The sequence below is a fragment of the Marinagarivorans algicola genome (assembly GCF_001292705.1).
Taxonomy (GTDB): domain Bacteria; phylum Pseudomonadota; class Gammaproteobacteria; order Pseudomonadales; family Cellvibrionaceae; genus Marinagarivorans; species Marinagarivorans algicola.
Map to the genome: position 1 here is coordinate 1 of NZ_LGAK01000022.1, position 25,263 is coordinate 25,263.

The window sequence follows — 25,263 nt, forward strand, 5'->3', positions numbered from 1 at the left end:
CGAGAGTAGGTCATTGTCAGGTCTTATTACAAAAACCCCCTTCGAAGCGATTCGGAGGGGGTTTTTACGTTTATGGCGGCCTATCCAAAGCTTTTTGTGATGAGCTTTTTAATCTGCTGTGCCGCGCTTCTTGTAACTTAGTCAAGTAACAACCCAATGCCTCCACTAAAGTCGTCTACGGCATCTAATGCCGATACCATTGCATTAAGATCTACAGGTGGGTTATCTTTTATTTCACTGGGTAGTGAGGTTAAGATTTCATCTTTAGAGGGATGATCTTTAAGCATGTCAACCACATGCTTTGCTAAATAAATGAGTGCGGCAGTCACTGAAGCGGGCGTTGCTTTTTTAGGGTTGTTTTGAAATCTGAGCCCAGTATTGATGACATCGGGAAATTTCCAGCGTTTAGCGAGCTCTGAACCGGCTTCGCAGTTATTGAATCCAAAGATCTCTAGTTCAGCGGCTAGTCGCTCTTGCCCGTTAGCAACTTTTGCTTGTACTTCATTCGCTTTTGCGGGTTCAGCGGAATACATTAACAACTGCCCAACACTGTGAATGAGGCCGGCAGTAAATGCGGTATTTGCGTCTAATTCCTTTTGGAATTTACATAGCCATTTGGCGCACCCTGCAACTTCAAAGGCGTTGATCCAAAAAGACCTTTTATTTAAGGCTGCTGGCATTTCGAGCGAGTCGACCATACCGCTAGCCATAACTAGTGTGCGTACCGCTGGAAAACCCATAATAATAGCTGCATCTTGAACAGATGATACCTGTCTCGGGAGCCCATAATGTGCGGAGTTGGCAACACGTAAAAGTTTAGTCGTTAGTACTGGTTCTTGTGCTATTTTAGCACTTATTTTGTCTATATCGGCATTAGGGTCATCTAAACTTTCGATGAGCTCTTCAATTATTTTTGGAATGCTTGGTAAGCGCGTGGCGCTATTAAATAGACTGTTAAAGCTCATAAGTTAAATCTCTGCCTTTTATTATTTTATGATAGGTGTTAAGTTCTTAATATAAAGAAATTACCTATATGAAATAATTTTTCGGCTACAAAGTTGAGTAAATGGTAATTACCATTTGTCGAGAGGTAATTTTTGTCCGCGGGTATCAATTGTTAAATCGCCGTCAGGCATTTGATTATGAATTGCTTTAGCTTGTAGGGTGACGCAGCTTGTAATAGGGCAGTGTTTTGTTGGAGAAGCTACGCTTAATGTATAATGCCCTTGCTCTGTTGTGACGTTTGTTGTGGAGCTGTAGCCGAGTTTGGTGAGGTCTGTTGTATAAGTGTTTTCGCTATAGAAGTATTGCTCCATGCCTGATAAAGCTTCTAATAAGGCCTTGTGGCCATCGGTGCGGTTGCCTTTGCGAACACTATTTTGGTAAGACGGAAATGCAATGGTAGCGACAATCCCGACAACTGTAATAGCAATAAGTAACTCAATAAGATTGAATCCATAGTGTCTTTTGCTAATCATAGATATAGATACTCTGTTATTGAAGTTCTCGCCAGCTGACTTCGCCACTGCGAATATTCTCTTGATTTTTTTGCTCTATGGTCGTGATTGCGCCATCTGATGTTTGAATAATTGCATTGGCTTTGTTATTTGAAGTGTAACCATCCCCAATATGAATACTTGGGCTGGTTGCAGGGGAGCCCCCGAGGTCAACAACATGCTGGTTGTATTGACTGTTGTTATCTTGCACTAAAATACCTGGACTACCGGCTGTACCGGTCAGGCTATTGAGGACATAAAGACGAGCATCGCCATTGACCGAACATTCATCGAATTCAGGATCAAAGGTTGTAAAAGTTAGTGTACCGCCAAAAATAGTGGCGGTACCAAAGTTCTTCTCTCCTTCTCCTAATTTTCGTACCCAGCCGTCGACAGCTTCATTACTTCCAAAAGATTTCATACGAGATTGAAGTATATGAATGGTTGCGTCATTTTGAAGTGGCGGTGTTAATGTTGGTGGTTGCTCAACTCGGGCGTCATCACTTCTTACTTGAGTATTGGTTACATCGACGATCTTTGTTGGTGATTTATAAGTAAAGCTACCTGTGTTAATGCGAGTCTCTTTCAGCCCATAAAAATAGTTGTAATTGTTATCCAGATTATCTTCTTGGGTATAAAATCGACCGGTACCAAAGTGTAGCCAGCGATTGCGCACATTATCAGTAGTCATTGATATAGGTGATGTAATCGGTCGTTGTGGATTATAGACTTCTTTGATATTCCACTGGTTAACTGGCTTTTGAGTTTCATTATTATTTTCTTGTATTAAGAGTCTGTATACTTTTCCACTCCAATTATTGGGTTCTCCACTGACAGTGCCAAAATATACTGCATCTGTTGTAAATTTATCGAGCCCAAAATCAACAGCGCTTAAATCTGAAATAAAGCTATTATCGTCGGGCAATTGAATTTTTCCATTGCCGTTGCCAAAAGATTTTTCTAAAACAGAATTTTTACCTGCGGCAATATTATTTAGGTCTAGTAGGAATAAGGTTGCTTTTTGAGTGCTGCTCACATGATCAAAACCTGTTGGCGTTGTGTCTGCTCCGGAGCCTAATAATAAGTACCAATCACCAGAGCCTTCGATATTATTACTAACGACAATCGGTGCAGGAATAGCTGTGGTAAAACCGAGCTGTGGATCGGTAAATTCTAAAAGTAATTTTGGGGGTTTATCTGGATTAGTAATGTCAAAAATTGTAATGCTTGAGCGCAAAGTTCGATTGTTTGTGGTAGCGCTTAAATCCATATCTAGTGTTCTTGTGCCTCCGCCTAAGCGACTACCAACAACTAAGACAGTGCCCCACCCTTCTGGATGGTCATTGTCTTTAGGGAAAATTTTAGCGTCAAAAATTCTTGGTTCCAAATCAACAAAATATAAGTGATCGGAGGATACGGAGCCATAATTAGGACGTGTTAAATATTCTAAATGAGTGAGTGTATTATAAGGCGCATACGCCCAGAGTTCAGCACCAAAATCAAATGCTATTGATGACCCTGGCGCACCACTTCCTTTTGCCTTTTGGAATTTTTTTGTTTCAGGGTCAAACCATCCGCCATTAAATGCATGTAGCATGCCGTCATTTCCACCTGCATATACAACCTGTCGGCGATATCGATACCGATCAAAGAAAGCTTGATAGCTAGTACTGCCATAAATTAGATCTAAATTTTCAGCGGGTCTGCCGACTACGGTAGGAGTCGAATAAATGATATCCCCTAAGCGCATGGTTTTTCCATTAAGCTGACGTGAGCGATATCCAGGAATATCTTTGCCTCTAATAAAGCGAACAATATCTTTAGCTTCAGCGACAGTATTAGACAGTAAACCCGCAGTGCTTTCGTCAAAGCTATCGGGCGAAAAATCAATCACTTCTGAGGATGTGACTAGCCCATCGTTGTTATTGTCTATGCCTGAGAAGATGTATCGACCTAGTTGAGTTGAGGTGTAATCACGCTGTTGGATAGCTTCATTATCACTCAATGATGATAGCCAACTAGAGCCGCTCCAGAGATATTCTAGATCGAATAAGTCCTTATCAAATAAAGCTTTAGTGCAGCTAGAAAACTGGATCTTAGAAGGGCGCTGCGATGCCGAAGAAGATAGCTTGACTCTAACTTCCTTGAGTTCTCCATCATCGTAAGAACACATGTCAATATAGTTATCAGCCGCTGGATCACCTAAAATACCATCCCCATTATCTTGGCGAATATTACCGGAGCTATCAATCATCAGTGCATGAACATCGCCGACCCATGTTACTTCTTCCCCATCAGATGTCACAGAGGGTCGAAATATGGCGTTAAAGACGGCCCCTTCACCAGAGCGTGATGCAGCAATAACAGACGCTGCTCCACCAGAGCCAGAACGCGCAGTAATAGATTCTAAAGCCGCATTGAGTTGAGTGACGAGCTCTTCGGCATTACTGGCGAAGTAAAAAGTATCTGGATTACAGTCTCCATCTTCATCCCATTCATTGGGCGTACATGAGTTGTTGCCGTTTTTAATGTAGCTATTAAAATTTTCAGGGTGCGGTGGAGTGGGGTTATGATCACCATTATTATCGATAAAGCCACCGTTAGCTGCCGCTTCTCGCATTCGACGACTTGCGTCGTTATATTGCTCCCCTTCACCTAAGGCAGCATAAACATAATAGCTAATAATCTCTTGATGACCAACCATACCACTTTCTTCTCGGCAATCTTCTTGTCTCAGCATTAGGGCTAAGTCATCTAATACTTGCTCAGTGCCAAAGCTCCCAATACCATCATTTTTTATTCTAGGATGGCCAATACCATCAAAGTCCTTATAAGGTGCACCATCATTAAAGTGTAGGACAAATGATTTGGCACATGGCAGTCGAGCAGAATATTCGGAATAATAATAGGGGTCCCAGTCATTACTGATTTCATAAGAGTTTCGTTGGCCTGGAGTGCCCTCTGTTCCATTGTCGTACCACTGTGAGTGCTTGCTTAGGCCGCGATTAAAGTCATGCTGAGAAAAATAACCTTTGATATCGTAGAGCGTCTCAGCGATAGGTGTAGTACCCCAAATCAAAGGGTGATCTTCAATAACATCAATGATGTTAGAGAGTGGGGACTTCACGTGTGTATCAAGGCAAATGTCAAAATTGGTCCGTGTCGATACTTTTTTGGATACATCAGGATAGCAGGCTCTTAACGTGCCTCCATGTACGTTATTACCATTATAAATCGAAGTAGGATCACGTGAATGATCATAATTGTAAACAGCGACCCCAAAGCGTACAGATCCTGAATTTTGCTGAATAATACCAGAAGGCTCTGAGTTAATAGCCACTCGAATTTTATAAGCTGGATCTGTTTCTATCGCTAAAAATCCAATGGTTTCATTTAAATGGTAGGTTTCATTTCCGTTAGATCTTTCTTCTTCTATTAAAACATCGAAGCCATTACTGTCAACTTCAGAGTCACCATAACGGACTACTGCTGGATCAGGATCATTGGTACTTTGCATATTGACAGCAATAATGGGTGTGGTGCGAAATAAGTCTTCTTCTAGTTTAATATCTTTCCATGAACTACTAAAAGAAATTTTACTACCAATCTGTATTGCACTAGCAGAATGTGTGGAATGACCTGATAGAGACTCTATGGCAATCCAGCTGACATCCTCGGCGCCATGTTGATTTCCCCTATCTTGGTACTTTTCTTCCATTTGCATAGCCACTTTAAATTCAAAAACATTACTCGAATAAAGGTCTTTAACGCGAGTTGTTACAGGTGTATTATCAAAATTTGTTGTGACGCCGGTAAATAGTACAGGTTTTACAAATTTAGCCGCGGTGTTAATTCTTGTATAATCATTATCATTATTGCTATCTCTAAGGGTTTTATCTGAAGAAAGCCTTGCAGTACCAGCAGATACTGGGTAGGTTCGTATATTTGTAGAATTTTTATCTTTAATATCTATCGTATACTGGCCTTTAGCCGCCACGATAAATGTAATTTTTTCTGTTGTATGGCTGCCGTCGAGATAGTCCCACTCATCAATTCTAACTTTAAAGCCTTTATGAGTGATATTAGATACTCGGGCTACCGCAGGATGACTACCGTTATAAGATAACGCAGTGGCAACCACTGCGGGAGGGTTACCTTGATCGTAAGTATTTTTAAAGGTGACCTGGTACCAGCCGTTTTCATTTTTATCTCTATCGGTATCAATAGTGCCTATTTCGACATTATCACTGAGTATGACACTTGTTGCACCGCCTGTATTGTTAGTAATGGAAAACGTTCCTTCACTAATTAGAACTTCTGCGTTATTAGGTATTGGGCTTAAAGTTGAACTCGCATTATATTTCTTTTTAAATGTATAATCTAAAGGTTCATTTTGTCCTTCCAGTACATACCATTTTTCACCGTTAATAAGATCACCTGAGCGATTTTTTACTTTACCACCCACCAATACTTTGCGCACTACATCCATGCGACGCATGGTTAGCCAATTTAAATAATTGCCATCCCATGCTCCTGCTGTATCAGCATAAAAAAATTGTTTGTGAGTTTCTGCTGAATATGAATACTTTTGATCATTCTCGAAGTATCCGTAGTAAGGGTACTGTGGATTGAAATCTTGATGAATGCCTGATTTCCAATTAATACGCGTATCGCTATATGCGGATTGCTTCATACTACCTGAAATATCCAATGCAATAACCACGTTGGGCTTACCCACGTTTGTTGCTACAAAAGGTGGTGCTGCCGTGAAGTTGGCTGAATCGTTATGCGCAAAGGTAAATGCAGGCAAGAGTAAAATTAAACAGGCTAGTCCGTTAGTGAGCAATTTATTAAAAATTTTCATGGTTAGCCTCACTGAATGAATGCACGGTATTCACTGGCGGTCACTGTCTGTGCCCCGCCTTTTGCCATACCTTTTGATCGTAATTCAAAATAAATGGCGCTGCCGCTTGTGGCAACTCCTTTACCTGCGCCGCGATAACCTGCTAGCTGTTGTAGCCCACCACCAGAGGCGGCATTTGTCATGGGTATGCGTAAAATATAAATGTCAGAAGAAACCTTTTCTGCGGTAGCCGATTGAGCGACAGAAAAATTCATATCAGTTTCTAAAGTGTCAGTATCAAAAACATCTTCGCTTTGGTTACTTACTGCAAGCGGGTTAAAAGATGCCTCAAAAGATAAATTAATATGCTTATTGGCGCTATTCCAAGAGCGATCATAAATATATTCTTTTATCGCATTTCCTGCACTAACTCTACCCGTCTCTGAAGCTTGAAAAGATTGACTTTTGAATGCAGAATTAGAGGCCATCCTATAATCCAAGTTTGATGTTTCTATGCTTGCAATAGCGGCAATACCAACAATAGTTAATAAGATTAAGCCAATAATTAAGATGGCACCTTGTTGCTTCTTTTTCGGTTTTTTTCTAATTATTGTGTGCATTTTAACCTCTAACCATATTGCGTAACTGGACTACTTTTGTATAGGTACGTCTTCGATAAGCTTGATCTTCATTTTTGGGAGTGTAATTCACGTTTCCAACTAGCGTGTAAGTTTCGGTATCTAAAAGACTATTATCTTGAGTTTTTCCACGGATAACGAGACTGAACTTTACGCTTATCACTTGCTGCCAATCCTTAATGGCTGAAGGCGATAAGTATTGATCGGCGTTGTAATCGGCATCTGAGTCAATACCAAATTCAATTTGAAATTGCTCAACACCTGCAATTAATAGGTACTCTTTAAACTCTAAGCCATCAAGCTGATAGCGTACAAGACTTGGAATGTTATCATGGCAAACGCCATTTATTTTTTGGCTACAGGCACGAATATAGTAAAGCTCACTAGCGTATTTAAAATTATAAATACCCAATGCATCGCTAGACCCCCCAATGCTTGGCTTGCTATCGCCTTTGAATATTTCACCGGAAATTTGCTCATTAGAAGCCGTTACAGTTCTCACATATACGGTATTTGCATCCAAGTCACTCAACTTCGCCATACCGATGGTTGAGCCATATTTTAATGATAAGATATCGGTATTGGCGACATAATCACTCGCTTCTATGCAACCATTGGGTAAGTTTGTAACATGAGTAATCGTACTGTTGCCATCGTAAGCTCGAATAGGTTCTGATGTCGCAGTAATCCATGCATGATTACAATTGCCCTTGCCTTTAAGGGTTAATGAGCTATTTGTTAATATATCTATCGGGTCGACTCCACCAAAGTGACCGGCTTGCCGAATAGAGCTTTCTAGTACATGGTTAGCTGCGCGAGCGCCTTCTTGTAATGATCCAAAGTCAAACATCAAGCGGGAAGTGGTTTGATTACTGCTAAAAACTGTAATCAAACCACTTAGCAATATTGATCCAAGTAATAAAGCAATCATTAACCCAACAAGTGATATACCGGTATATTTACGTCTTATCGTGATCTGCATGAGATTGGCCTATATGAGTCGTGGCTAGCGCAAATAAATTAAGGGTTATATGGCATGAAGGTGAAGCGATGGGTTTTGGTGGTATGGGTATTTTTAGCTTTTTCTACCCAGCTGATATGAATGGTATATAAATTATTACTAGCATTGATCACATGTAGCGTAGGTGAAATTAAGCTTTGTGATAGCTGTTGTTTAATGCTGTAGGCATCAAATACTGCAGTCTGTTCAGGGCTGCATAATGAGTCGCAGTTGGCTGACGTATCGCCTTTAATATTATTATAGCTGCCTGCTTCTACACCCAGAGGGTTGGCCCGCATGCGATCTGCCATGTCGTTTGCGCTCAGTACGGCAACATTCATCGCATTGGAATTCGATAATAGGCCTAGTCCACCAAGTTGCATTGTTGCGATACCTAATATACCGCCTGCAAAGATAACCAGAGATACTAAAACCTCAATCATACCAAACCCAAAATTTAACCTTCTGGCAGGCATATAACCCTTACGGATTACTACTGATTGCATATCAATGCGCCTCCGACTTCATTGTATTGAGATATTTGAGGTCGACCGATAGTGTTGATAATGATTGCTTGTGCTTTCGGGCTACCACGAGAGTCACAAATAGTTATCTCACCAGGAGAAATCGTCATACCATTAGAGCGATATCGGATATATTTTGCGAGGTTATGGCTGACTGTGACTGTTAAACCGCGATCAAATTTTTCGCCAATTCTTAGGATTTCTTCGGCATTTTCATGCATATTATTACGATTGTTATCGATAAACATGATCCAACCATCAGCCCAAGTCTGTGCAGTATTACAGGTGTTATTGTTGCTACTAGGGCAAATAACCACTTGTCTTGCCCGTTTTACCGCTTCACTGCGTGCAAAGTGCAACTCACCTAAAAGTTTATTGATCGCTGCAGATTGTTTATTGTTATCCATAATGCTGTCAAAAGAAGGAACAGCTACGGCTGCAATAATAGCAATAATTGTGAGGGTAATTAATAGCTCTAGTAATGTATATCCGAATAATATTTTTTTCATAATTATATTTATAGCATTACTATCATATAGAAATATTATGATAAAGATAATTGGTTGGCCTTAGGTAATCAGTGTACCTCTTATATGATGATAATCTTATAATAAAATTATTATAACTAAATTTTTATTTCAGATATTTATGTCAGTAATATAATTAAAATTTATAGTACTAATGGCTTTATTCTTTTTTTGGCTGTTCGGGGTGGTTATATTTATGAAGCAGATCTTGTAGCACAATCACAAGATAATCTAATTCATCTTCAATAATATTATCATCTGTTTCGTTTAAGTAATGGCTAGCTGAGGAGGCGGGGTTATCAATGCTGGCGCGATAAGCAAGATTTAATAGGTATGCAATTTGCTTTTTCCATTTATTTGCATATGTTAGAGCAGTAAAGTTACTAATAATTAAAATTATGAAACTAGCAATTCCCCAAATCAACAAGCTCATTTGTGTGTTTTTTAATTCGCGATGATTTTTCATGGCTAGCGCCTGATCTATACCTTCTATAATATAAAAAATTTCACTTTGAATTCTAGAAAAGAACAATTGACTGCGCCATAAGTTCTCTTCGAAATTTGTATTGTGTGGCGCTATTGTTTTAATTTGATTTTGATAATTAAATAAAAAACTAATGAGTACGCTAAAATCAGTATTAAAAATAGATTGTCCTTTTTGGCTTAATTTTTTCATATTATGAATATGTTGATTTAGCGCCTGTATTGTATCTTCATAAGTAGGTGTTTCATTGATATTGACAGATACTTGTGCTGTTTGCTCTTGATGATGGCCTTTATTGCGGTAGCTAGCAAGTTGCATGCTAAGTGTGTTGAGCATGGCATATTCGTGTTTAATTTTTTTAATTGTTGTGACCGTCTCTGCATGTTGTGGCGCAGACGAAAAAACCCAGCTGGGGTTAATGAGGCTGATACTGATCAGTACAACGGTTAAAACAATAGCTTGTAAAAGTACAAGTCGTAGTATTTTATATTTTAGGCTACCTTTAATTCTCATTACTTACCTCATGAGTTCAGGGCTTTTCTAGGTATTTAGATTTTTATATTGAGTAACGATAGGTGAACTATAGAAGTGCTATGGCTACAGTGCTAGTCATAAGGTAGTAGGGCATAGGGTTAATTTATTGCCAGCACACTTATCGGCAGAGTAGGCCGTTGAGCTAAAGGTTGAAGGTGGTATTGCCGGCTATAAAGCCAACCCTTCTCTATACCAAATAATTGATTGGTTTCTCACGCAGGCAGCATATAAAGGTGTGTAGAAAAATATTGACGCTATAGTGCGGCGGTGTCTTAAAAAATTCATTTATGTGCAATAGACTGGCGCCTCATTAGATGTAAAGCTGAGTAATTGATCGTCATGAATAGTGTGTTGTTTGAGGCCGCGGCGAAGCCTGTACAAGTGGCTGCGACATTATCTTTCTCTTCATATAAAAAAAAGAAGCATAATCAAGATCGCCCGGGGCGATTGTGTGGTATCGGCGCAAATGTGATGCAGTCTCCTGAGCTGGCACGACACTGCTTGCTTGAGCGGCTTTATCGCGAATCATGGAGTGACTTATGTCGGCAGTTACAGAGGCTCTACGGTAACCCGCCTGACCCCGAAGATATTGCGCAGGAGGCCTTTACGAAGCTCTCACAAGTAAAAAATATTGACGATATTGAAAATCCTCGAGCTTTCGTATTCAAAATAGCCTTTAACGTAGCGCTAAAGTCGATTCATCATCTTCAAAGGGCGCGTAATTTTCTTAGTGAGCAGCTCAATAACGAAGACAGAGAGAGGCAGGATATTTCACCTGAGCGCATTGTGAGTAGTCAGCAGCATATAGAGGCTACGCATCGTGGTTTTATGAAATTAACCCAAAAGCAGCGCACTATTCTTATGCGTAGTCGTATTAAAGGGGATACTTACGCCGCAATTTCTCTCGATACTGGATGGAGTCAAGCCGATATCTCTCGTCAACTTAAACGTGCCTTAGCCCTGCTGGAAGAGGCTGTGAGTGAGTGTGACATATGAATGCTATTGATACGAAAGTAGCGGAGATACCTGACGGTGTGAGTGATAAGGCTAGGCAATGGTTGGTGCACCTTTATTCGGGTCATGCAACGCAAGCCGATTATGATGCGTTAGAGGCATGGCTCGCCAGCGATTCAGTACATCGAACGGCCCTAAAAAGAGTGGAGGCTGTTTGGCATAACATAGGCTTGTTCGATGACATTGAGGCGTTGGCGACAAGTATTGAGGCCTCTAGAAAGCGTCGCTTCAACCCGTTGAGAGTGATATCTCATCCTTATCATATTGCGATGGCAGCAAGCATCTTATGCGTGTTATGCCTATTTGCGCTGACACGTTATCTGCCATTAGATTATCGTGCGGTAGAGTATGCTTCGCTTTTTGGCGAAAATAAAAGTGTTGAGTTAGATGATGGTTCTGTGGTGATGTTGAGTGGGGACTCTAGAATCGAAGTGATATTGACGGGTAAGCAGCGCATGGTGCAATTGTTAAAAGGTAGTGCATACTTTCAAGTCGCCAGCGATAAGGCTAGGCCCTTTCATGTGGTAGGCCGGCATTCGAGTGTGAGCGTCTTAGGTACAGCGTTTATTTTTTGGCAAGGTATCGATACTGATCGAATATCGGTGACAGAGGGCGAGGTATCCGTATCACTACCTAGTGAAAATACCCCGTTGGGGGCTAGAGCAATATTGTCTGGTGAGCAAATAACGGTCAATAAAGATGGTGCTGTAGGCAATATAATAAAGTTTGATCCCAATGTTGAGCTGGCTTGGGTTAATCGGCGATTAATCTATGATGGTGAGCTTCTGCATAATATTATTACTGATATGAATCGTTATCATAGTAAAAATATTTCGCTAAAAAATATTAACACAAATATTGCAATAACCCTATCATTGGATGTCAATAATATTGATCAAGCACTTGCTGGATTGGTAAATGCCTACGGATTTAAAATATATGAAGACGATCATAATATTAAAATTATCAATGACTAAATCATATTGATATTGCATGTTAAAAATTCTATTAATTTTATTGTTAAGTTTTTGTTAAACTTTAAATAATGCTGAAAAAAAATTTCGCCAATAGATCTATATAGTACCAATATAATTTAAGTGTCTATTATCTGACACATCAATAAAACATTATAGGTATTTATATGTTATTTAAGCGTAATAAAAAAGCACAGGCGTTATCTGGTGTAATTTCTTTGGTGGCACTTGGATTTTCTGTGTGTGTGAATGCTGAGGCGGTTACGTTAGATATTGCTGAGCAGCCCTTAGGGCAAGCCATTAATCAGTTATCTGAAAAAACAGGTACCGTTATTTTGGCTCCAACTAAACTTATAAAAAATAAAGCTGCACCAGCAATTAAAGGGGAATACGAGATTGATGAGGCGCTAAAATTATTGCTCAATAGCACCGGGTTGAGTTATAAAAAAGGCGATAAGGGAAGTTTTATTATTGAGGTCGGAAAAAATAATCTAGCCATTAAAGCCGACCAGTCAGAGCCTACACTTGAAACAGTAATAATTACCGGTCGTTATTCTGGAGCTATAGCACGCGCTATTGATGTCAAACGCAATTCGGCATCGGTAATGGACAGCATAAATTCTGAAGATATTGGTAAATTCCCAACAGAGAATGTTGCTGAAGCATTACAGTTAGTACCAGGTGTTCAAATTGAGCGTAATCGTGGCGAAGGTTTATTTGTCAGCGTTCGAGGTTTGGGGCCTGAATTTCAAATTACACAACTTAATGGTAGTAGTCTTGCTATTAATGAGAATGTAGAGAACAGTGGCCAAAAAGGACGGTCGTTTCGCTATGATGTCCTACCCTCTGAGTTAATTTCGAGTATCGATGTGATTAAAGCGCCAGAGGCGCGTTTAGAGGAAGGCTCTATTGGTGGACTTGTCGATGTTAAAACATTTAAGCCGATACAATTAGGCCATTCAACAGCGCTCAGTCTTAAAGTGAGTCATTCTGATTTTGCAGGTGGTACAGATCCTAAGGTGTCAGGACTTAAAAGTTGGCTCAACGATGAAGGAACTTTTGGTGTGCTTGTTTCAGCGGCATACGGTAAGCGTAATATTCGCCAAGATCGTGCTTTTACTTTTAACTGGATCCAATCACAAGAAGAGGGTGACCCGCTCAATGGTTTTTTTAAGCCCCAGCGTAATCGGCCTACATTAGAGCGGCAGGAGCGTGAAAGGGTATCACTGGCAAGCAGTATGCAATGGCAGCCGAGTGATAACTATGAGGGAACATTAGATATTTTATGGTCGCAATTTTCGGTTGATTTTGATGAGATTGGTTTGGACCTAGGCTTTGGTAGCGAAATTATTAACGCTGTAACCAGTGGTAACACTGTTGTAGCGGGTACTGCCAGAGAGACGGGCATACAATTATCTCGTGAAACATCAAAATCATTGCACGATACATTTTCTATAGGATTAAAAAACCATTGGGATAATAACGACTGGCACTTTGATCTTAATCTCACCGCTTCTAGAGCGCAAAGTAATACAGACGACCCTATTCGGCGTAATCGATTGAGAACGTTTAGCGATTTAAATTTTGATTATTCAAACGGTTTTAACAGTGCTCCGTTTTTGATGACTCCTACGATTGATGTCAATGATGAAACTGCTTTTTTAGGGCGTCGTATTGAATATCGTACTATTGATGTTAGGGATAGTGATAACGGCTTTAAGTTTGAAGCGCAATATGATGTTAATGATATTTTTACTAATATTCAAATGGGTTTTGGTTTTCGTGACCGTTCACGTGAATACAAAAGGCGTGATATTCGATTTTCGTTTGATGGGTCTTTTGGTGGTGATTTCTTTGATGATTTTCCTGTCAGTAATTTTTTAGCAGATGTTAACGGTGATTTCCCTAGGCGTTTTGTTGTACCCAGTGCAACAAAATTTTTTGATGAGTTTTTTGAAGATAGCGCTATCAATGAACCATTAACCTCTGATGATTTAAAGCGCTCTTATCATGTTGATGAAACGATATTATCAACTTTTGTTCAGGGTAATTTTGGCGCTGAAAATGAAGACGATAAAATATTTGGTAATATAGGTGTTCGTATTGTTCAAACAACGCAGTCACCTTCAGGTCTGCGTATTATTAATCAGATACCTACACCCGTTTCGTTCGAAAATAAATATACTAATATATTACCAAGCTTAAATTTTAATTTTAGATTGAGTAATGACGTTCTATTAAGAACAGGCTCTGCTAAGGTTATTGCCCGTCCAGCACTTAATCAGCTAACACCCGGTTTAAGTGTTAATACTGATGCGCCTACCGCTCAGGGAGGCGAGCCTATGTTAAATCCTTATGAGGCCATTCAATATGATGCGGCCTTAGAGTGGTATTTCAGTGATGCAGGCTTGCTCTCTTTTAGTGTATTTTTAAAAGATATCACAACGTTTATCTCAACAACCTCAGAAAGTTTAAACATAGCAGGTGAGAGTATTGTCTTGAGCGCACCACGTAATACCGGCGGTGGTAGTATCGATGGGTTTGAAGTTAGTTATCAGCAGGTATTTGATCAGTTACCGGAGCCTTATAATGGTTTTGGTCTTCAAGCAAATTATACATATGCTGATGGCGAAGTAGAGGTTAATGAGGCGGGTATATTGCGCGATAAACCAATTGGTGGCTTATCTAAGAATAGCTTTAATGCTGTTGCCTTTTTTGAGCAAGATAATCTTAGCGCACGAGTTGGCTATAATTGGCGAGATGAATTTTTGCTGGATAACGGTGTGGGTATTGTCTCTGATGAATCACAAGCTGCTTTTGGTACAGTCGATACCAATATCAGCTACAGCATAACACCTGAAGCAACGGTCTCATTTGAAGTAATCAATATAACAAATAAAAAACAAAAAACTTTCTTTGAAAGTCACCTCCGAGGTGGGCGCATAGATCATTATGGGCGTCGTTTTGTGATGGGTGTTCGTGCTAAATTTTAGCATTTAATTTGTTACTATTTTTAGTTAATTTAAGTCATAAATACGTCATCACTATGTCATTTCAGAGGGATAATATGGCGTATGTAACCGTTAATGATTTTTCACTATAAGAGAAATAAAAATTGAGCGTTAATGAGTTATCGACTGAGGTATCAAATGCTCATGTAATAATCTCCTAATCATTAATGGTTACATGAAGGGTGCAGCATGGAATGTCGCACAAGATTAAGCTATGGCGTTAATAATTTTTTAAGTAACTATTCAGATATACCGAAATTGGGCACTAATGAATAATTGTCTGGGTCGCTCAAACCACTCATGATCGCTATATAAGCGATCGCGGGGGTTAAATATCTAGACCATAATTTATCAGTGTTCTATCAGGTGAATTTTTTTCAGATTAACTGAATGGTTGCTTGTTAATTAATAAGCCATTTAAATCTAGCCCAACCTTAATGAGACCCTCAATGAAAAAATATTCTATCCTACTATTTTTCTCTTTTTTTTTAGTATTGCAGGCAGTTGCTTCGCCTCGTTATAACGATATTCAACAAAAATCGTCACATAATAGCTATGCACGCGATGAAGGTTTATTAGATCAATTGATTTTTCATCGTGTGCGTTCTATTGAGCTGGACCTCTTTAGAAATGGCTCCTCTGGGCAAGACTGGCGTGTGATGCATATTCCCTTTTTTGATGAAGGATCAAATTGTTACAGTCTTAAAGATTGTTTCTCCTTGTTAAAATTATTTGATGAGCAATATCCCGATCATGAGGTTGTGACTGTTTGGTTCGATATGAAAAATGGATTCAGTGCAAGCCACACACCTAATGCTTTAGAGGGGCTTATTAGTCGGTATATCTCAAGGTCTGATGTATTAAAGCCGGCCGATTTATTTGCGGCTTGCCCTAGCGCGACTCATTTACGTGATACGGTAACAGGCAATTGTGCTTGGCCAACACTTGACAGGTTAAAAGGAAAGTGGATTTTTGTAACAACAAGTGATGAGTATCACACTCATAGCGATGGACGCTTGATGTTTAAAGCTGATGGGGTCAATACACTCACCGACGTTAATCGTTCATCGAAAATTTTCTTAAATACCAGCAGTCAAGATAATAACTTATCTAACAATATTAATCATCAAGGCTTGGTTAGCCGGCGTTATGTATTAAATAGCGAAAGTGCCTTTAATACAGCGATCAACGGTAAAGTTCACCACATCGCAACCGATAAGATTAATTTTCTTAGTGATTGGTGGTCCAAAACACACAATGCCAATAACCCCCTTGCTTGGCCTTTTCGTTGTGTTGAGCACTGTGGGGGGCGTCAAGAAAAAGTAGATGCTATTGGGATAAGAGTTAATTCAGAGGATATCAGTGGTCGCAGTGATCATTTTACATTTGCTTATCAAAAAAATAATACAGAGAAAAAAGATTGGACAGTAATGAGTAGTGTTACGAGTAGCCATGTTGATCGCTGGGCAAAAAGCTGCCTGATGGCACGTGCCTCCCTGCGTAGTGATGGTCCTTATTTTTCTGTGTGTCGCCCATCAGATAATCATAGTATCGTCACGCAGTGGCGTAGTGATTATAGCGACAAGACAAATAATTATAACGGACGCTTCAGTACCCCCGGAAATATTGATCAAGATGATTACTCTTTTATGCGATTAGCAATAGATAATAATGGTCGGTGTGCAACAGGGTTTGGCTCTTTTGATGGCCGCCGATGGGAGATAATTGGTAGTAAAATGTGTTTCTCTGAGCCATTGCAATATCAAGGTATTGCCGCGAGCTCTCATGGTAATAAGGAAGTTGGTCATATATTTTCTAATTTACGTCAGCGCAACGGTGTGATCAGACTCAACGATTTACAGTCTAAGAATATAGGTACAGTTCGCTCAGCTAAGTTTTATGAAAGTAAAAATTTATCTCCCTGAATTCACAATCGAAGTGCATAGCGTAGTGCTAATTGAAGATTTAAATGGTGGATGATTAACTCCCATCTTTATTGGTTTATTAATTATTTTTTACCCTTTTAGTGATATTTTTTTCACTATCATTTTTATTTAATGTTCCTTTTATCGCTAGCGTCCTCTAAAAGTACTTATCGCTAGTCATTTCACTTACCTTCAGCTATTATCTATCGCGAATGGCTGTATTTTTTTTATTTTACACGCTTCTTTTTATGCGCGAATGTCCATAAATTAACGCTATTGTATAGGGTTGATTTATAATTTTTTTCGTGGTGAATTTTGGTATAAAGTCAGGTGCTCTATGAAAAATTCTGTGTTGAAAGGTATGGCTGCGTTGATTTTTTACCTCAGTATTCACTCTTTTGTGATCGCTAGCCCAGTGGATAATGCCATGTATAAAAACCCTAAAGCCCCAATTGATGTGCGTGTGAATGACTTGCTCGAGCGGATGACTCTCGAGGAAAAAGCCGCGCAATTACAGACTATTTGGCAGGAGCGTCAAGCACTAGAAACCGACACGGGTGTTTTTATTGAGGCTAAGGCATCAGCGATTTTAGGGTTAGGTATAGGGCAGGTGGCGCGCCCAGCAGAAAATAAAGGCCCTACCACCATGAACAAAACACCATTAGCAACAGTGGCGTTTACCAATGCGATTCAAAAGTGGTTAATTGATAATACACGTTTAGGCATACCCGCTATTTTTCATGAAGAGGCTCTGCATGGGCATGCTGGGCGCAATGCAACGAGCTTTCCGCAAGCGATTGGTTTGGCCAGCACATGGAACCCAGAATTAGTGCATGATATTTATCGCGTTGCAGCCAAAGAAATTCGCGCACGCGGTGGTCATCAGGCATTAACGCCTATTTTAGATGTCGTCAGAGACCCTCGCTGGGGCCGAATAGAAGAGACTATGGGCGAAGACCCTTATTTAATTTCCGTATTGGGTGTGGCTGCGGTTAAAGGTTTTCAAGGTGATGGCGACGGTATTGCGAAAGACGGCGTGATTGCGACTCTAAAGCATTTGGCTGGGCACGGTGAGCCGGTTGGCGGGTTAAATATCGCCCCTACGCCCATTGGCGAACGTGGCCTACGCGAAATCTTTTTACCCCCCTTTGAGGCGGCGGTAAAAGTGGGTGGCGCACGCAGCGTAATGGCCTCTTATAATGAAATCGATGGCATTCCATCTCATGCCAATGTCGATTTACTGCAAAACATATTACGCGATGAATGGGGCTTTGACGGTGTTGTTGTGAGCGATTACTTCGCCATTAATGAACTTATGACGCGCCATCATTTAACCGAAGATAAAGCCGGTGCCGCGCTTTTGGCGCTGGCGGCAGGAGTGGATGTTGAAACACCCGATGTCGATGCATTTGGCTTATTAGTACAACTGGTTAAAGATAAAAAGCTCAGTGAAGAGGTATTAGACAAAGCAGTAGCAAGAGTACTCCATGAGAAGTTTTTACTTGGATTATTTGAAAACCCTTATACAGCAACACAAAATGTAGACGCTTTTGTGGGTAACGATAAGCATCGTGCGTTAGCGCTTACGGCGGCCGAGCAAGCAATGGTATTACTTAAAAATGACGATAACCTTTTACCCTTAGATGCCAACCAGCTTAAATCGATTGCCTTGATCGGCCCCCATGTACATGAAACATTATTGGGTGGCTATAGCGATGTACCGAAGCAAACGGTGAGTATTTTACAGGGGCTGCAAGAGCACCTAAAAGGCAAGGTGGATATTCATTATGAAAAAGGCACTTTGCTAATCATCGATACACTCGAAGTGGATGAAGATTCACAAATCGCTAATACTCAATCTAAAGAGCGCTGGAATACCGACGAGGTGGTACTGGCCACAAAAGCCGATACGAAAGGCATGATAGAAAAAGCCGTAGCCGCTGCGCAAAAAAGTGATGTAGCCGTGGTGGTGGTAGGCGATAACGAAGCGACCTCGCGCGAAGCATGGGCCGAATCACATTTAGGCGATAGTACACACCTTCAATTACTCGGCGAGCAACAAGCGTTAGTTGATGCTGTTTTAGCCACGGGCAAGCCGACCATTGTATTGTTGATTGGTGGCCGTCCATTAGCCATTAATCAAATAGCACAGTCGGCTCCCGCGATTATAGAGGGCTGGTATTTAGGGCAGGAAACAGGCACTGCAGTCGCCCGTGTATTATTTGGGGATGTAAACCCGAGTGGTAAATTACCGGTGAGTTTTGCACGCTCTGTAGGGCATTTACCGGTGTATTACAATCATAAGCCTACAGCAAAGCGGGGTTATGCTTTTGAAGATACCGGTGCACTTTACCCCTTTGGTCACGGTTTAAGTTACACCCAATTTAAATATAGCCAATTAACAATGAATAATAAAAAGCTTAAAGCGGGCGAGACGGTTGATATTAGCTTAACAGTTACTAATACCGGTGCCCATGCTGGAGACGAGGTGGTGCAGCTTTATGTGAATGATCCTGTTGCTAGTGTGACTCAGCCTGTGAAGCAGTTAAAAGGGTTTAAGCGTATCAGTCTCGCCCCCAAGCAGACTAAGCAAGTAACCTTTACGTTAGCGGCTAACCAGTTAGGCTTTTATAATCGTGATATGACATTCACATTGGAGCCGGGTAAAATTAAATTAATGCTAGGTTCGTCTTCGAAAGACATTCGCTTAGAGGGTGAAATTGAGATTAAAGGTAAAGACGTAGATATCAGTAATAATAAAGTGTATTTGACGCCTGTCATTGTTCAATCGCGCGGCGTTATAGACAAAATATAAGCTTCTTCCAATTATGTTGGGAGCTATTCAGAGGTGCCGAAATTGGGCGCTAATGCATCATTGTCTGGGCTGCTCAAGCTTGAGCTCCTCGATTTTATGCGCCTTCAAGGTCTAATCTTGCATATCCCTATGCAGGTGCAATTCTGCAGCTTGGCTGAACAGTTACTTATTGTGTTTTATTTGATGTAGCTTTGTTGGCAAGGTCAGTAATCGTCAGGTAGAGCCTGAGTGTTTTTGAGGTCGCGTGAATAATAAAATAACCCAAGATATGATTCGTTCGCGCTACAATTACAGCCTTTTTTAAACGTTATATTTAAGCCATAAAAAAGCCCCACAACCCAATGTTGTGGGGCTTTTTTATTATTGGTGCAATAGCTTTAGTCACAAAATAGCTGTAGCGACTCAATAAATATAGCGACTAGAATGGATGTGACCGCTAAGGCAATTTAATTTTAAAGTTATTCGGCATATTGATACGTTTATTCGAACCGTAATGTCTAAATTGCACAACGGTACCGTCTGTTTTAACAAGGTGTGCTGCAGCTCGGTTAGCGTAGACTTCGATAAAGTCGTTACCTGATGGTGGGTTGGCGCCTGCGCCCCAGCATACAGCGCTACCATTTGGCCTGACTGCGCAGCTGGTTTTTTCACCCGCGGCGATGGATTTGGCTTTGAGGTTGGCCGGTACATTGGTGCCTGCGCCATCGCCCCAGCATACAACATTATCGTTAAGATCAATTGCGCAAGCGTGAGGGTTAGAGCCGTATCCACCACCAACGGCAATACGCTTAGCTTTTAAGTCGTTGGGTGGATTGCGCTTTTTGGGTCCCCAGCAGGTGACTTTGTCATCGGCTTTTTGGATGGCACAGCTAAAGTCGCTGCCTGTTGATAGTGCTTTAGCAGCTAGGCCATTCGGTACAGTGTGTACGGTGTTGCTAAAACGAGTATCTGCAGCCCAGCAAATTACCTGACCGGCACTGTTCATGGCGCAGCTCTGACGATCACCGCCACCTAATTGCACGGGGTTTGCAAAGTCGGGTGACGGGCTGATTTCGGGGCCCCAACAACGAATGGCTTTTTGCGGGTTGCTTGGGTTTTGTAAAATAGCGCAGGCGCCGGTGTGCATACCTGATAAGGCTTTTACTTTACCTAAATCGTTGGGCGCACTAGCGCGACCAACGCAAGGACCTTTGCCCCATTCCTCTGGTTTGTTGTCGCACTTGTTACGAGGTAGCAAGTAGTTGCCGCCCCAGCATTTGACTGTGTTATCGGGTTTTATGGCGCAAGTACCGTATGGTCCCATACCAATAGATTGTGGCGGTAGCTGTATGCTTGGTTGTGGTTCGGGTTGCGGTGTACCGGCGTCTGGCCAGTCTTGCCCTGGACACCAAGGCTGACCTACGGCATCGCTGATATAGGCGGCGATATTATCGCCAAACGGCTGCCCAACACTGAGGCTTGTGGTGGGCATGTACATCGCAATAAAATCACCTAGTGGCAGCATTTGATGACTGTCATCCCGTGTTTGATAGCCGTTGCCGTCGCTGTCAAAGACATCAATGGCTACATTGCCAAATTGCCACTGAGTACTGCTGTTGGTGGGTACATCGCCATGGCAGCCGGTGCAGTCTTCTTGGTAGGCATATTTACCGGCTGTAATATTGGCGCTACAACCTGTTGGCGCCGAGGATGCGGCATGGCTTGATGATTGTGTGGGCTGTACGTCGCAGCGGTTAGCGCCGCATAGGCATACGCTATTATTGGCTAAGCTATTTTTACAGTCGGTGGCATTAGACCACTGCGCGCGGCATTCACCAGTGTTATTGCACTGGTCGGCGACAGGTACCATGCTCACCGAGGATGCAAGTGACGAAGATATCGAGTCAATAGAGGCTGAGCTTGAGATAACCGAGCTCGAGCTTTGGGCGCGGCTTGAAGCTAGGCTGCTGATGGATACGCTTGCAGAGCTATTGGATATAGAGCTGTTGCTTGCAGAACTCATGGGGGGCTTGGGTGTTGTGGTGCCTGTGCAGGCCGCCAGCAGCAACGCAACGCAGGGGAGCATGAATAATTCTCGGCTCCAAGCTAATGTTTTTATCATAATTATTAGTCTCAGTAATCTAAAGATGAGTAAGCGAGAGCCCCCTAGCGCCATGACTAGGGGGATCGTTTTTAAGGTGCAATCAAAACTTTAACGGCTGGGGGTAGGTCGGTCGCTTCAGTGGCCGGCATTGCTTCGAGTTTCTTTTTAATGTTGTAGTCACGGAAGCGGACGATATCGCCATTTTGCTTGGTGAATACAATGGCATAGCGTGAGGCGTTTACACTGACAAAGGTATTACCCTGCGGCCCCTTTTTACTGTTTTGCGCGATGGTGCTACCGCCGGTATCTGTTAGAGGCCCCCAGCATTGTGTTTGGCCATTTAGCAATACCGCACATGAGGAGTCAGCGGATGCAGCAACTGACTTGACTCTAAGGTTGGCTGGTTCGTTTGCACCTTCACCTTCGCCCCAACAAACGACTTTGTCGTTTAGGTTGATGGCACAGGCATGATGTGTTGCTGCGTAGCCAGCATAAATATAAGGCGCACCTGCGGTGCCAGACTTTGTACCGCCTACGCTGATATGCTTAGCTCTTAAGTTAGCTGGCGGCATGGGCGGGTTGTTACCCCAGCATGTGACGCTATCGTCTGCACGAATGGCACATACCGCTTCATGGGTACCTGCAATTGCTTTAGCTTTGAGGCTGGTGGGAGGCTTGGGGTAGTCATTGCTTGCATCGCTACTAGGCCAGCATTTCACGGCGCCAGTGCTGCGTAAGCCACAAGAGAAGTAGTTGCCACCCACGGTGCTTATGGTGTCGTTCCAATTGGGGGTGTTTTTGATGCGATCCTTAGCGCCCCAGCAAAAGACATTGCGGCCGTTGACCGCACTTTCACGGATAGCGCAAGCGCCGGCATGTGAGCCACTGAGAGCAATAATATTGCCTAAGTTTTTAGGGGGGACGGCACGCGATATGCAGTCGCCTTCCCCCCAGTTGGCGGGTGTTTTACGGCAACTGGCGTTGTTGGGTATCATAAAGTTACCCCCCCAACATTTTGCCTTCTTGTTGGCATTGACAAGACAACCTGCGTAGCCGCCTAAACCCACAAGGGTATCTTGCGCTGGCTTGCCGACAGTGAGAGGAAAATCACTCGCGGGTGGCTCGATGGTTTCGGGTGGCCATGGTTCGCCTGGGCACCAAGCTCGCCCGGTACTCTTGGTTAAGTAGGCTGCAATGTTATCGCCTTTGGGCTGGGCCACACCGCTATTCATACTGGGCATATATAAAGCGATAAAATCGCCAAGGGCGAGCATTTGTGAAGCGCCACTGCCACGAGGTTTGTAGCCATCGTTGTTACTATCAAATACATCCAGCGCGTTCCCGTTAAACACCCATTGACTTGTACCGTTGGTCGGCACATTACCATGACACGCGGTGCAATCTCTTTGGTAGGCTTGTTCGCCGGCAGCGGCTCGGCTATCACAATCGTTCGCTACCGAAGAGGCTGCGCTAGAGCGTACTGACGAAGAGCTTGATCTTGCGGATGAACTAGGTGCTAGGCTACTTGGAGGCGCTTGGCTGGATATTGCCGTACTCGATGGTGGCGCAGGCTGACTTGAGGTGTTGGCACTACTTGTTGGCTGCGAGGTGCCGCCAGTGCATGCCGATATTGTTAAGGCAAGTAATGGCAAAATAGTGAGTTTTTGCCATATAAATGTTGTGCTGGTCATAGTCTATGTTTCACGGTGAGGTTTCAGCATGCTGACTATCATCATTGGCAGCTATTGAACGCTACCGCTTAAAATAGTCGTGCTTTAAAATACTAAGGCCTTCAATATACAAGGCCTTAAAATGGCTAGATGTGAAAATATTGGGGTATCGCAAAAAAATAAACCCGCTACGGATGACTCCTTAGCGGGTTTATGAAAGTGAGACTTAAGGAGTCACTAAACGAGCATACCTCTATAGGCATTGGTTGAGGTACCAAAGTGGTTGAGGTTTGCACCAAGCCCCTCGGTAACACCATAGAAGAAGTCGGCAGAGTTTCTAAAGCTACCGCCACTGCGTGCATCTAGGTATTGGCCTGTCTTAAAGGCGCCACCACCATTGCCGCAAATCATATAAGGCATGTCGTTACTACGGTGGTTGTACATGCTGAATTCCGAGGCGGTGACAATCAGGGTGCTATCAAATAAAGTACCGCTGCCATCGGGTACAGCTTTGAGCTGATCAATTAACTGCGATAATTTACTGTAATACCAGCGGAAGATACGGGCTTGGTTACGACGACGCTTAGGGTCGGGATCATGGCCTAAATAGTGGTCGTTGACATCGCCAGCTTCTAAGCCAGGCACACCAATTTTGCGGTAGTGATCACGAGCAACGGGGCCCTTATCGGTGCCACTGCCGCTAAATTGCATCATAGAAACTCGTGTACGATCTAATGCAAATGACGCCACTGTGGTTTGAATGGCAATATCCATGAGTTTTTCAAAGTTTTCAGGCTTATTCCAGTACTTGCTTAAGTCAGTACGGGTACCGTTGGTATTGAGCCAATTATTAGGGATTGGAAAGCGTACGTCAGGACCGTTATTTTTAGCAGCCTCTTCATCAGCGAGTAATAATGCTGAGGTTTCCTTTTCGAGTTTGGTGTAAGACGCTAGCAACGTTTCGTATTTGCTATGCGCTTGCGCACCGCCCACACATTTAATGGCTTCTAGGCGGGCTTCCATGGCTTTCAGAATTTGTACCGTCGTTTGACGCTCGCCATAAGGAATAGCACCGCTGCCCCCCGAGGGGGCGGGAATACCATCGTTACCAAAGACAAACTTGTAGGTTTCCATGGGATTCCAGTTAGAGCTACCGGTGGTACCGCCACCGACTTTACGTACGGGCGATAAGTAATCGTCGTTAGCACCGCGGTTATGTACATGGTGACCCCAAATCGCCGAATAAATCGAAGGTACAGGTGAGCTACCTTGTAGTTTTTTGCCCAATATTTGGTCGATGCTTCCTTCGTTGGTTTTGCTGCCTGTTAGGGCACTATTCACCACTTGTTTATGCGGATCATCGGCATCGGCACCGTTATTTTTAAAACCGCTATAAAGTGAGATATCAGCTTCGTGCTTTTTGAGTGGCTGCAAGCAATAAGTTGCTTGGTTAGCATCGACATAGCCGCGAATAGAGCTGCCTTTACTTTGCGGGTTTTTGCCGTTAATGCTAGCCGCCTCGTTGATGACTAAGTTGCCGGTATTTCTGGGCCAAAAGGCTTGCTGAGCGCAGCCCTCTGGAACATACCAAACAATAACGCGCTTAAAGTTGGTGTCAGCGGCTAGTGCACGTTCAACCATAGAGGCAGACAGCGTACCAGCACCTGCCACGGCGGCTGTTTGTTTAATTAAATCGCGTCGACTGAGTGAGTTAAATCTTTTCAT

Annotated in this window: 16 protein-coding genes; 5 read left to right on the forward strand and 11 right to left on the reverse strand. The window is 42.4% G+C overall.

Annotated elements, in window-relative coordinates:
• Window positions 1-137 precede the first annotated feature (137 nt).
• The 8 genes from AC438_RS09020 to AC438_RS09055 form a co-directional block, all read right to left on the reverse strand.
• A complete protein-coding gene (locus AC438_RS09020) occupies window positions 138-965 on the reverse strand; it encodes an HDOD domain-containing protein (RefSeq protein WP_053980931.1) in 828 nt (275 codons plus the stop codon).
• Window positions 966-1,073: 108 nt separating this feature from the next.
• Window positions 1,074-1,478, reverse strand: a complete 405-nt coding sequence (locus tag AC438_RS09025) for a type IV pilin protein (RefSeq protein ID WP_053980932.1) — start codon at window positions 1,476-1,478, stop codon at window positions 1,074-1,076.
• A 16-nt stretch (window positions 1,479-1,494) separates the two neighbouring features.
• Complete coding sequence (locus AC438_RS09030; RefSeq protein WP_053980933.1) at window positions 1,495-6,360, reverse strand: PilC/PilY family type IV pilus protein; 4,866 nt, start codon at window positions 6,358-6,360, stop codon at window positions 1,495-1,497.
• 8 nt (window positions 6,361-6,368) lie between these two features.
• Window positions 6,369-6,959, reverse strand: a complete 591-nt coding sequence (locus AC438_RS09035; RefSeq protein WP_053980934.1) for a PilX N-terminal domain-containing pilus assembly protein — start codon at window positions 6,957-6,959, stop codon at window positions 6,369-6,371.
• Between the two features lies 1 nt (window position 6,960).
• Window positions 6,961-7,959, reverse strand: coding sequence for a PilW family protein (locus AC438_RS09040; protein WP_053980935.1), 999 nt, complete (start codon window positions 7,957-7,959; stop codon window positions 6,961-6,963).
• A 38-nt stretch (window positions 7,960-7,997) separates the two neighbouring features.
• Window positions 7,998-8,483: a type IV pilus modification protein PilV gene (gene pilV / locus AC438_RS09045; protein ID WP_082354055.1), complete on the reverse strand. Its 486-nt coding sequence runs from the start codon at window positions 8,481-8,483 to the stop codon at window positions 7,998-8,000.
• A complete protein-coding gene (locus AC438_RS09050; protein WP_053980937.1) occupies window positions 8,471-9,010 on the reverse strand; it encodes a GspH/FimT family protein in 540 nt (179 codons plus the stop codon). Before AC438_RS09050 ends, pilV begins: the two co-directional genes overlap by 13 nt.
• Window positions 9,011-9,188: 178 nt before the next feature.
• On the reverse strand, window positions 9,189-10,025 hold the full coding sequence (locus AC438_RS09055; protein WP_053980938.1) for a hypothetical protein: 837 nt from the start codon (window positions 10,023-10,025) through the stop codon (window positions 9,189-9,191).
• 360 nt (window positions 10,026-10,385) lie between these two features.
• On the opposite strand from AC438_RS09055, the gene AC438_RS09060 reads away from it, so the two are divergent.
• The 5 genes from AC438_RS09060 to AC438_RS09080 all read left to right on the forward strand — a co-directional run bounded on the left by AC438_RS09060 (window position 10,386) and on the right by AC438_RS09080 (window position 19,785).
• Window positions 10,386-11,042, forward strand: coding sequence for an RNA polymerase sigma factor (locus tag AC438_RS09060; RefSeq protein WP_053980939.1), 657 nt, complete (start codon window positions 10,386-10,388; stop codon window positions 11,040-11,042).
• Entirely contained in the window at window positions 11,039-12,037 is a 999-nt protein-coding gene (locus tag AC438_RS09065) for a FecR family protein (RefSeq protein WP_053980940.1), read from the forward strand. Before AC438_RS09060 ends, AC438_RS09065 begins: the two co-directional genes overlap by 4 nt.
• A 164-nt stretch (window positions 12,038-12,201) precedes the next feature.
• Window positions 12,202-15,027 (forward strand): TonB-dependent receptor, encoded by a 2,826-nt coding sequence (locus AC438_RS09070; protein ID WP_053980941.1) that lies wholly within the window; start codon window positions 12,202-12,204, stop codon window positions 15,025-15,027.
• A 467-nt stretch (window positions 15,028-15,494) separates the two neighbouring features.
• Window positions 15,495-16,970: a Ca2+-dependent phosphoinositide-specific phospholipase C gene (locus AC438_RS09075; protein ID WP_053980942.1), complete on the forward strand. Its 1,476-nt coding sequence runs from the start codon at window positions 15,495-15,497 to the stop codon at window positions 16,968-16,970.
• A gap of 337 nt (window positions 16,971-17,307) precedes the next feature.
• Window positions 17,308-19,785, forward strand: coding sequence for a glycoside hydrolase family 3 N-terminal domain-containing protein (locus tag AC438_RS09080; RefSeq protein ID WP_053980943.1), 2,478 nt, complete (start codon window positions 17,308-17,310; stop codon window positions 19,783-19,785).
• A gap of 436 nt (window positions 19,786-20,221) precedes the next feature.
• Here AC438_RS09080 and AC438_RS09085 read toward each other — a convergent pair whose 3' ends face one another.
• The 3 genes from AC438_RS09085 to AC438_RS09100 all read right to left on the reverse strand — a co-directional run bounded on the left by AC438_RS09085 (window position 20,222) and on the right by AC438_RS09100 (window position 25,263).
• Window positions 20,222-21,886 carry an RCC1 domain-containing protein gene (locus tag AC438_RS09085; RefSeq protein ID WP_156317047.1) on the reverse strand — a complete coding sequence of 555 codons (1,665 nt, stop codon included), beginning with the start codon at window positions 21,884-21,886 and terminating at the stop codon, window positions 20,222-20,224.
• A gap of 71 nt (window positions 21,887-21,957) precedes the next feature.
• The gene (locus tag AC438_RS09095) at window positions 21,958-23,559 is read right to left on the reverse strand and encodes a hypothetical protein (protein WP_053980946.1); all 1,602 of its coding nucleotides are present in this window, start codon (window positions 23,557-23,559) and stop codon (window positions 21,958-21,960) included.
• 216 nt (window positions 23,560-23,775) lie between these two features.
• A complete protein-coding gene (locus AC438_RS09100; protein WP_053980947.1) occupies window positions 23,776-25,263 on the reverse strand; it encodes a DUF1552 domain-containing protein in 1,488 nt (495 codons plus the stop codon).

What these genes read in the sequence shown, in the direction of transcription:
- AC438_RS09020 (WP_053980931.1), bottom strand. Translation starts at nt 965, where the DNA reads ATGAGCTTTAACAGTCTATTTAATAGCGCCACGCGCTTACCAAGCATT.
- AC438_RS09025 (WP_053980932.1), bottom strand. Translation starts at nt 1,478, where the DNA reads ATGATTAGCAAAAGACACTATGGATTCAATCTTATTGAGTTACTTATT.
- AC438_RS09030 (WP_053980933.1), bottom strand. Translation starts at nt 6,360, where the DNA reads ATGAAAATTTTTAATAAATTGCTCACTAACGGACTAGCCTGTTTAATT.
- AC438_RS09035 (WP_053980934.1), bottom strand. Translation starts at nt 6,959, where the DNA reads ATGCACACAATAATTAGAAAAAAACCGAAAAAGAAGCAACAAGGTGCC.
- AC438_RS09040 (WP_053980935.1), bottom strand. Translation starts at nt 7,959, where the DNA reads ATGCAGATCACGATAAGACGTAAATATACCGGTATATCACTTGTTGGG.
- pilV (WP_082354055.1), bottom strand. Translation starts at nt 8,483, where the DNA reads ATGCAATCAGTAGTAATCCGTAAGGGTTATATGCCTGCCAGAAGGTTA.
- AC438_RS09050 (WP_053980937.1), bottom strand. Translation starts at nt 9,010, where the DNA reads ATGAAAAAAATATTATTCGGATATACATTACTAGAGCTATTAATTACC.
- AC438_RS09055 (WP_053980938.1), bottom strand. Translation starts at nt 10,025, where the DNA reads ATGAGAATTAAAGGTAGCCTAAAATATAAAATACTACGACTTGTACTT.
- AC438_RS09060 (WP_053980939.1), top strand. Translation starts at nt 10,386, where the DNA reads ATGAATAGTGTGTTGTTTGAGGCCGCGGCGAAGCCTGTACAAGTGGCT.
- AC438_RS09065 (WP_053980940.1), top strand. Translation starts at nt 11,039, where the DNA reads ATGAATGCTATTGATACGAAAGTAGCGGAGATACCTGACGGTGTGAGT.
- AC438_RS09070 (WP_053980941.1), top strand. Translation starts at nt 12,202, where the DNA reads ATGTTATTTAAGCGTAATAAAAAAGCACAGGCGTTATCTGGTGTAATT.
- AC438_RS09075 (WP_053980942.1), top strand. Translation starts at nt 15,495, where the DNA reads ATGAAAAAATATTCTATCCTACTATTTTTCTCTTTTTTTTTAGTATTG.
- AC438_RS09080 (WP_053980943.1), top strand. Translation starts at nt 17,308, where the DNA reads ATGAAAAATTCTGTGTTGAAAGGTATGGCTGCGTTGATTTTTTACCTC.
- AC438_RS09085 (WP_156317047.1), bottom strand. Translation starts at nt 21,886, where the DNA reads ATGATAAAAACATTAGCTTGGAGCCGAGAATTATTCATGCTCCCCTGC.
- AC438_RS09095 (WP_053980946.1), bottom strand. Translation starts at nt 23,559, where the DNA reads ATGACCAGCACAACATTTATATGGCAAAAACTCACTATTTTGCCATTA.
- AC438_RS09100 (WP_053980947.1), bottom strand. Translation starts at nt 25,263, where the DNA reads ATGAAAAGATTTAACTCACTCAGTCGACGCGATTTAATTAAACAAACA.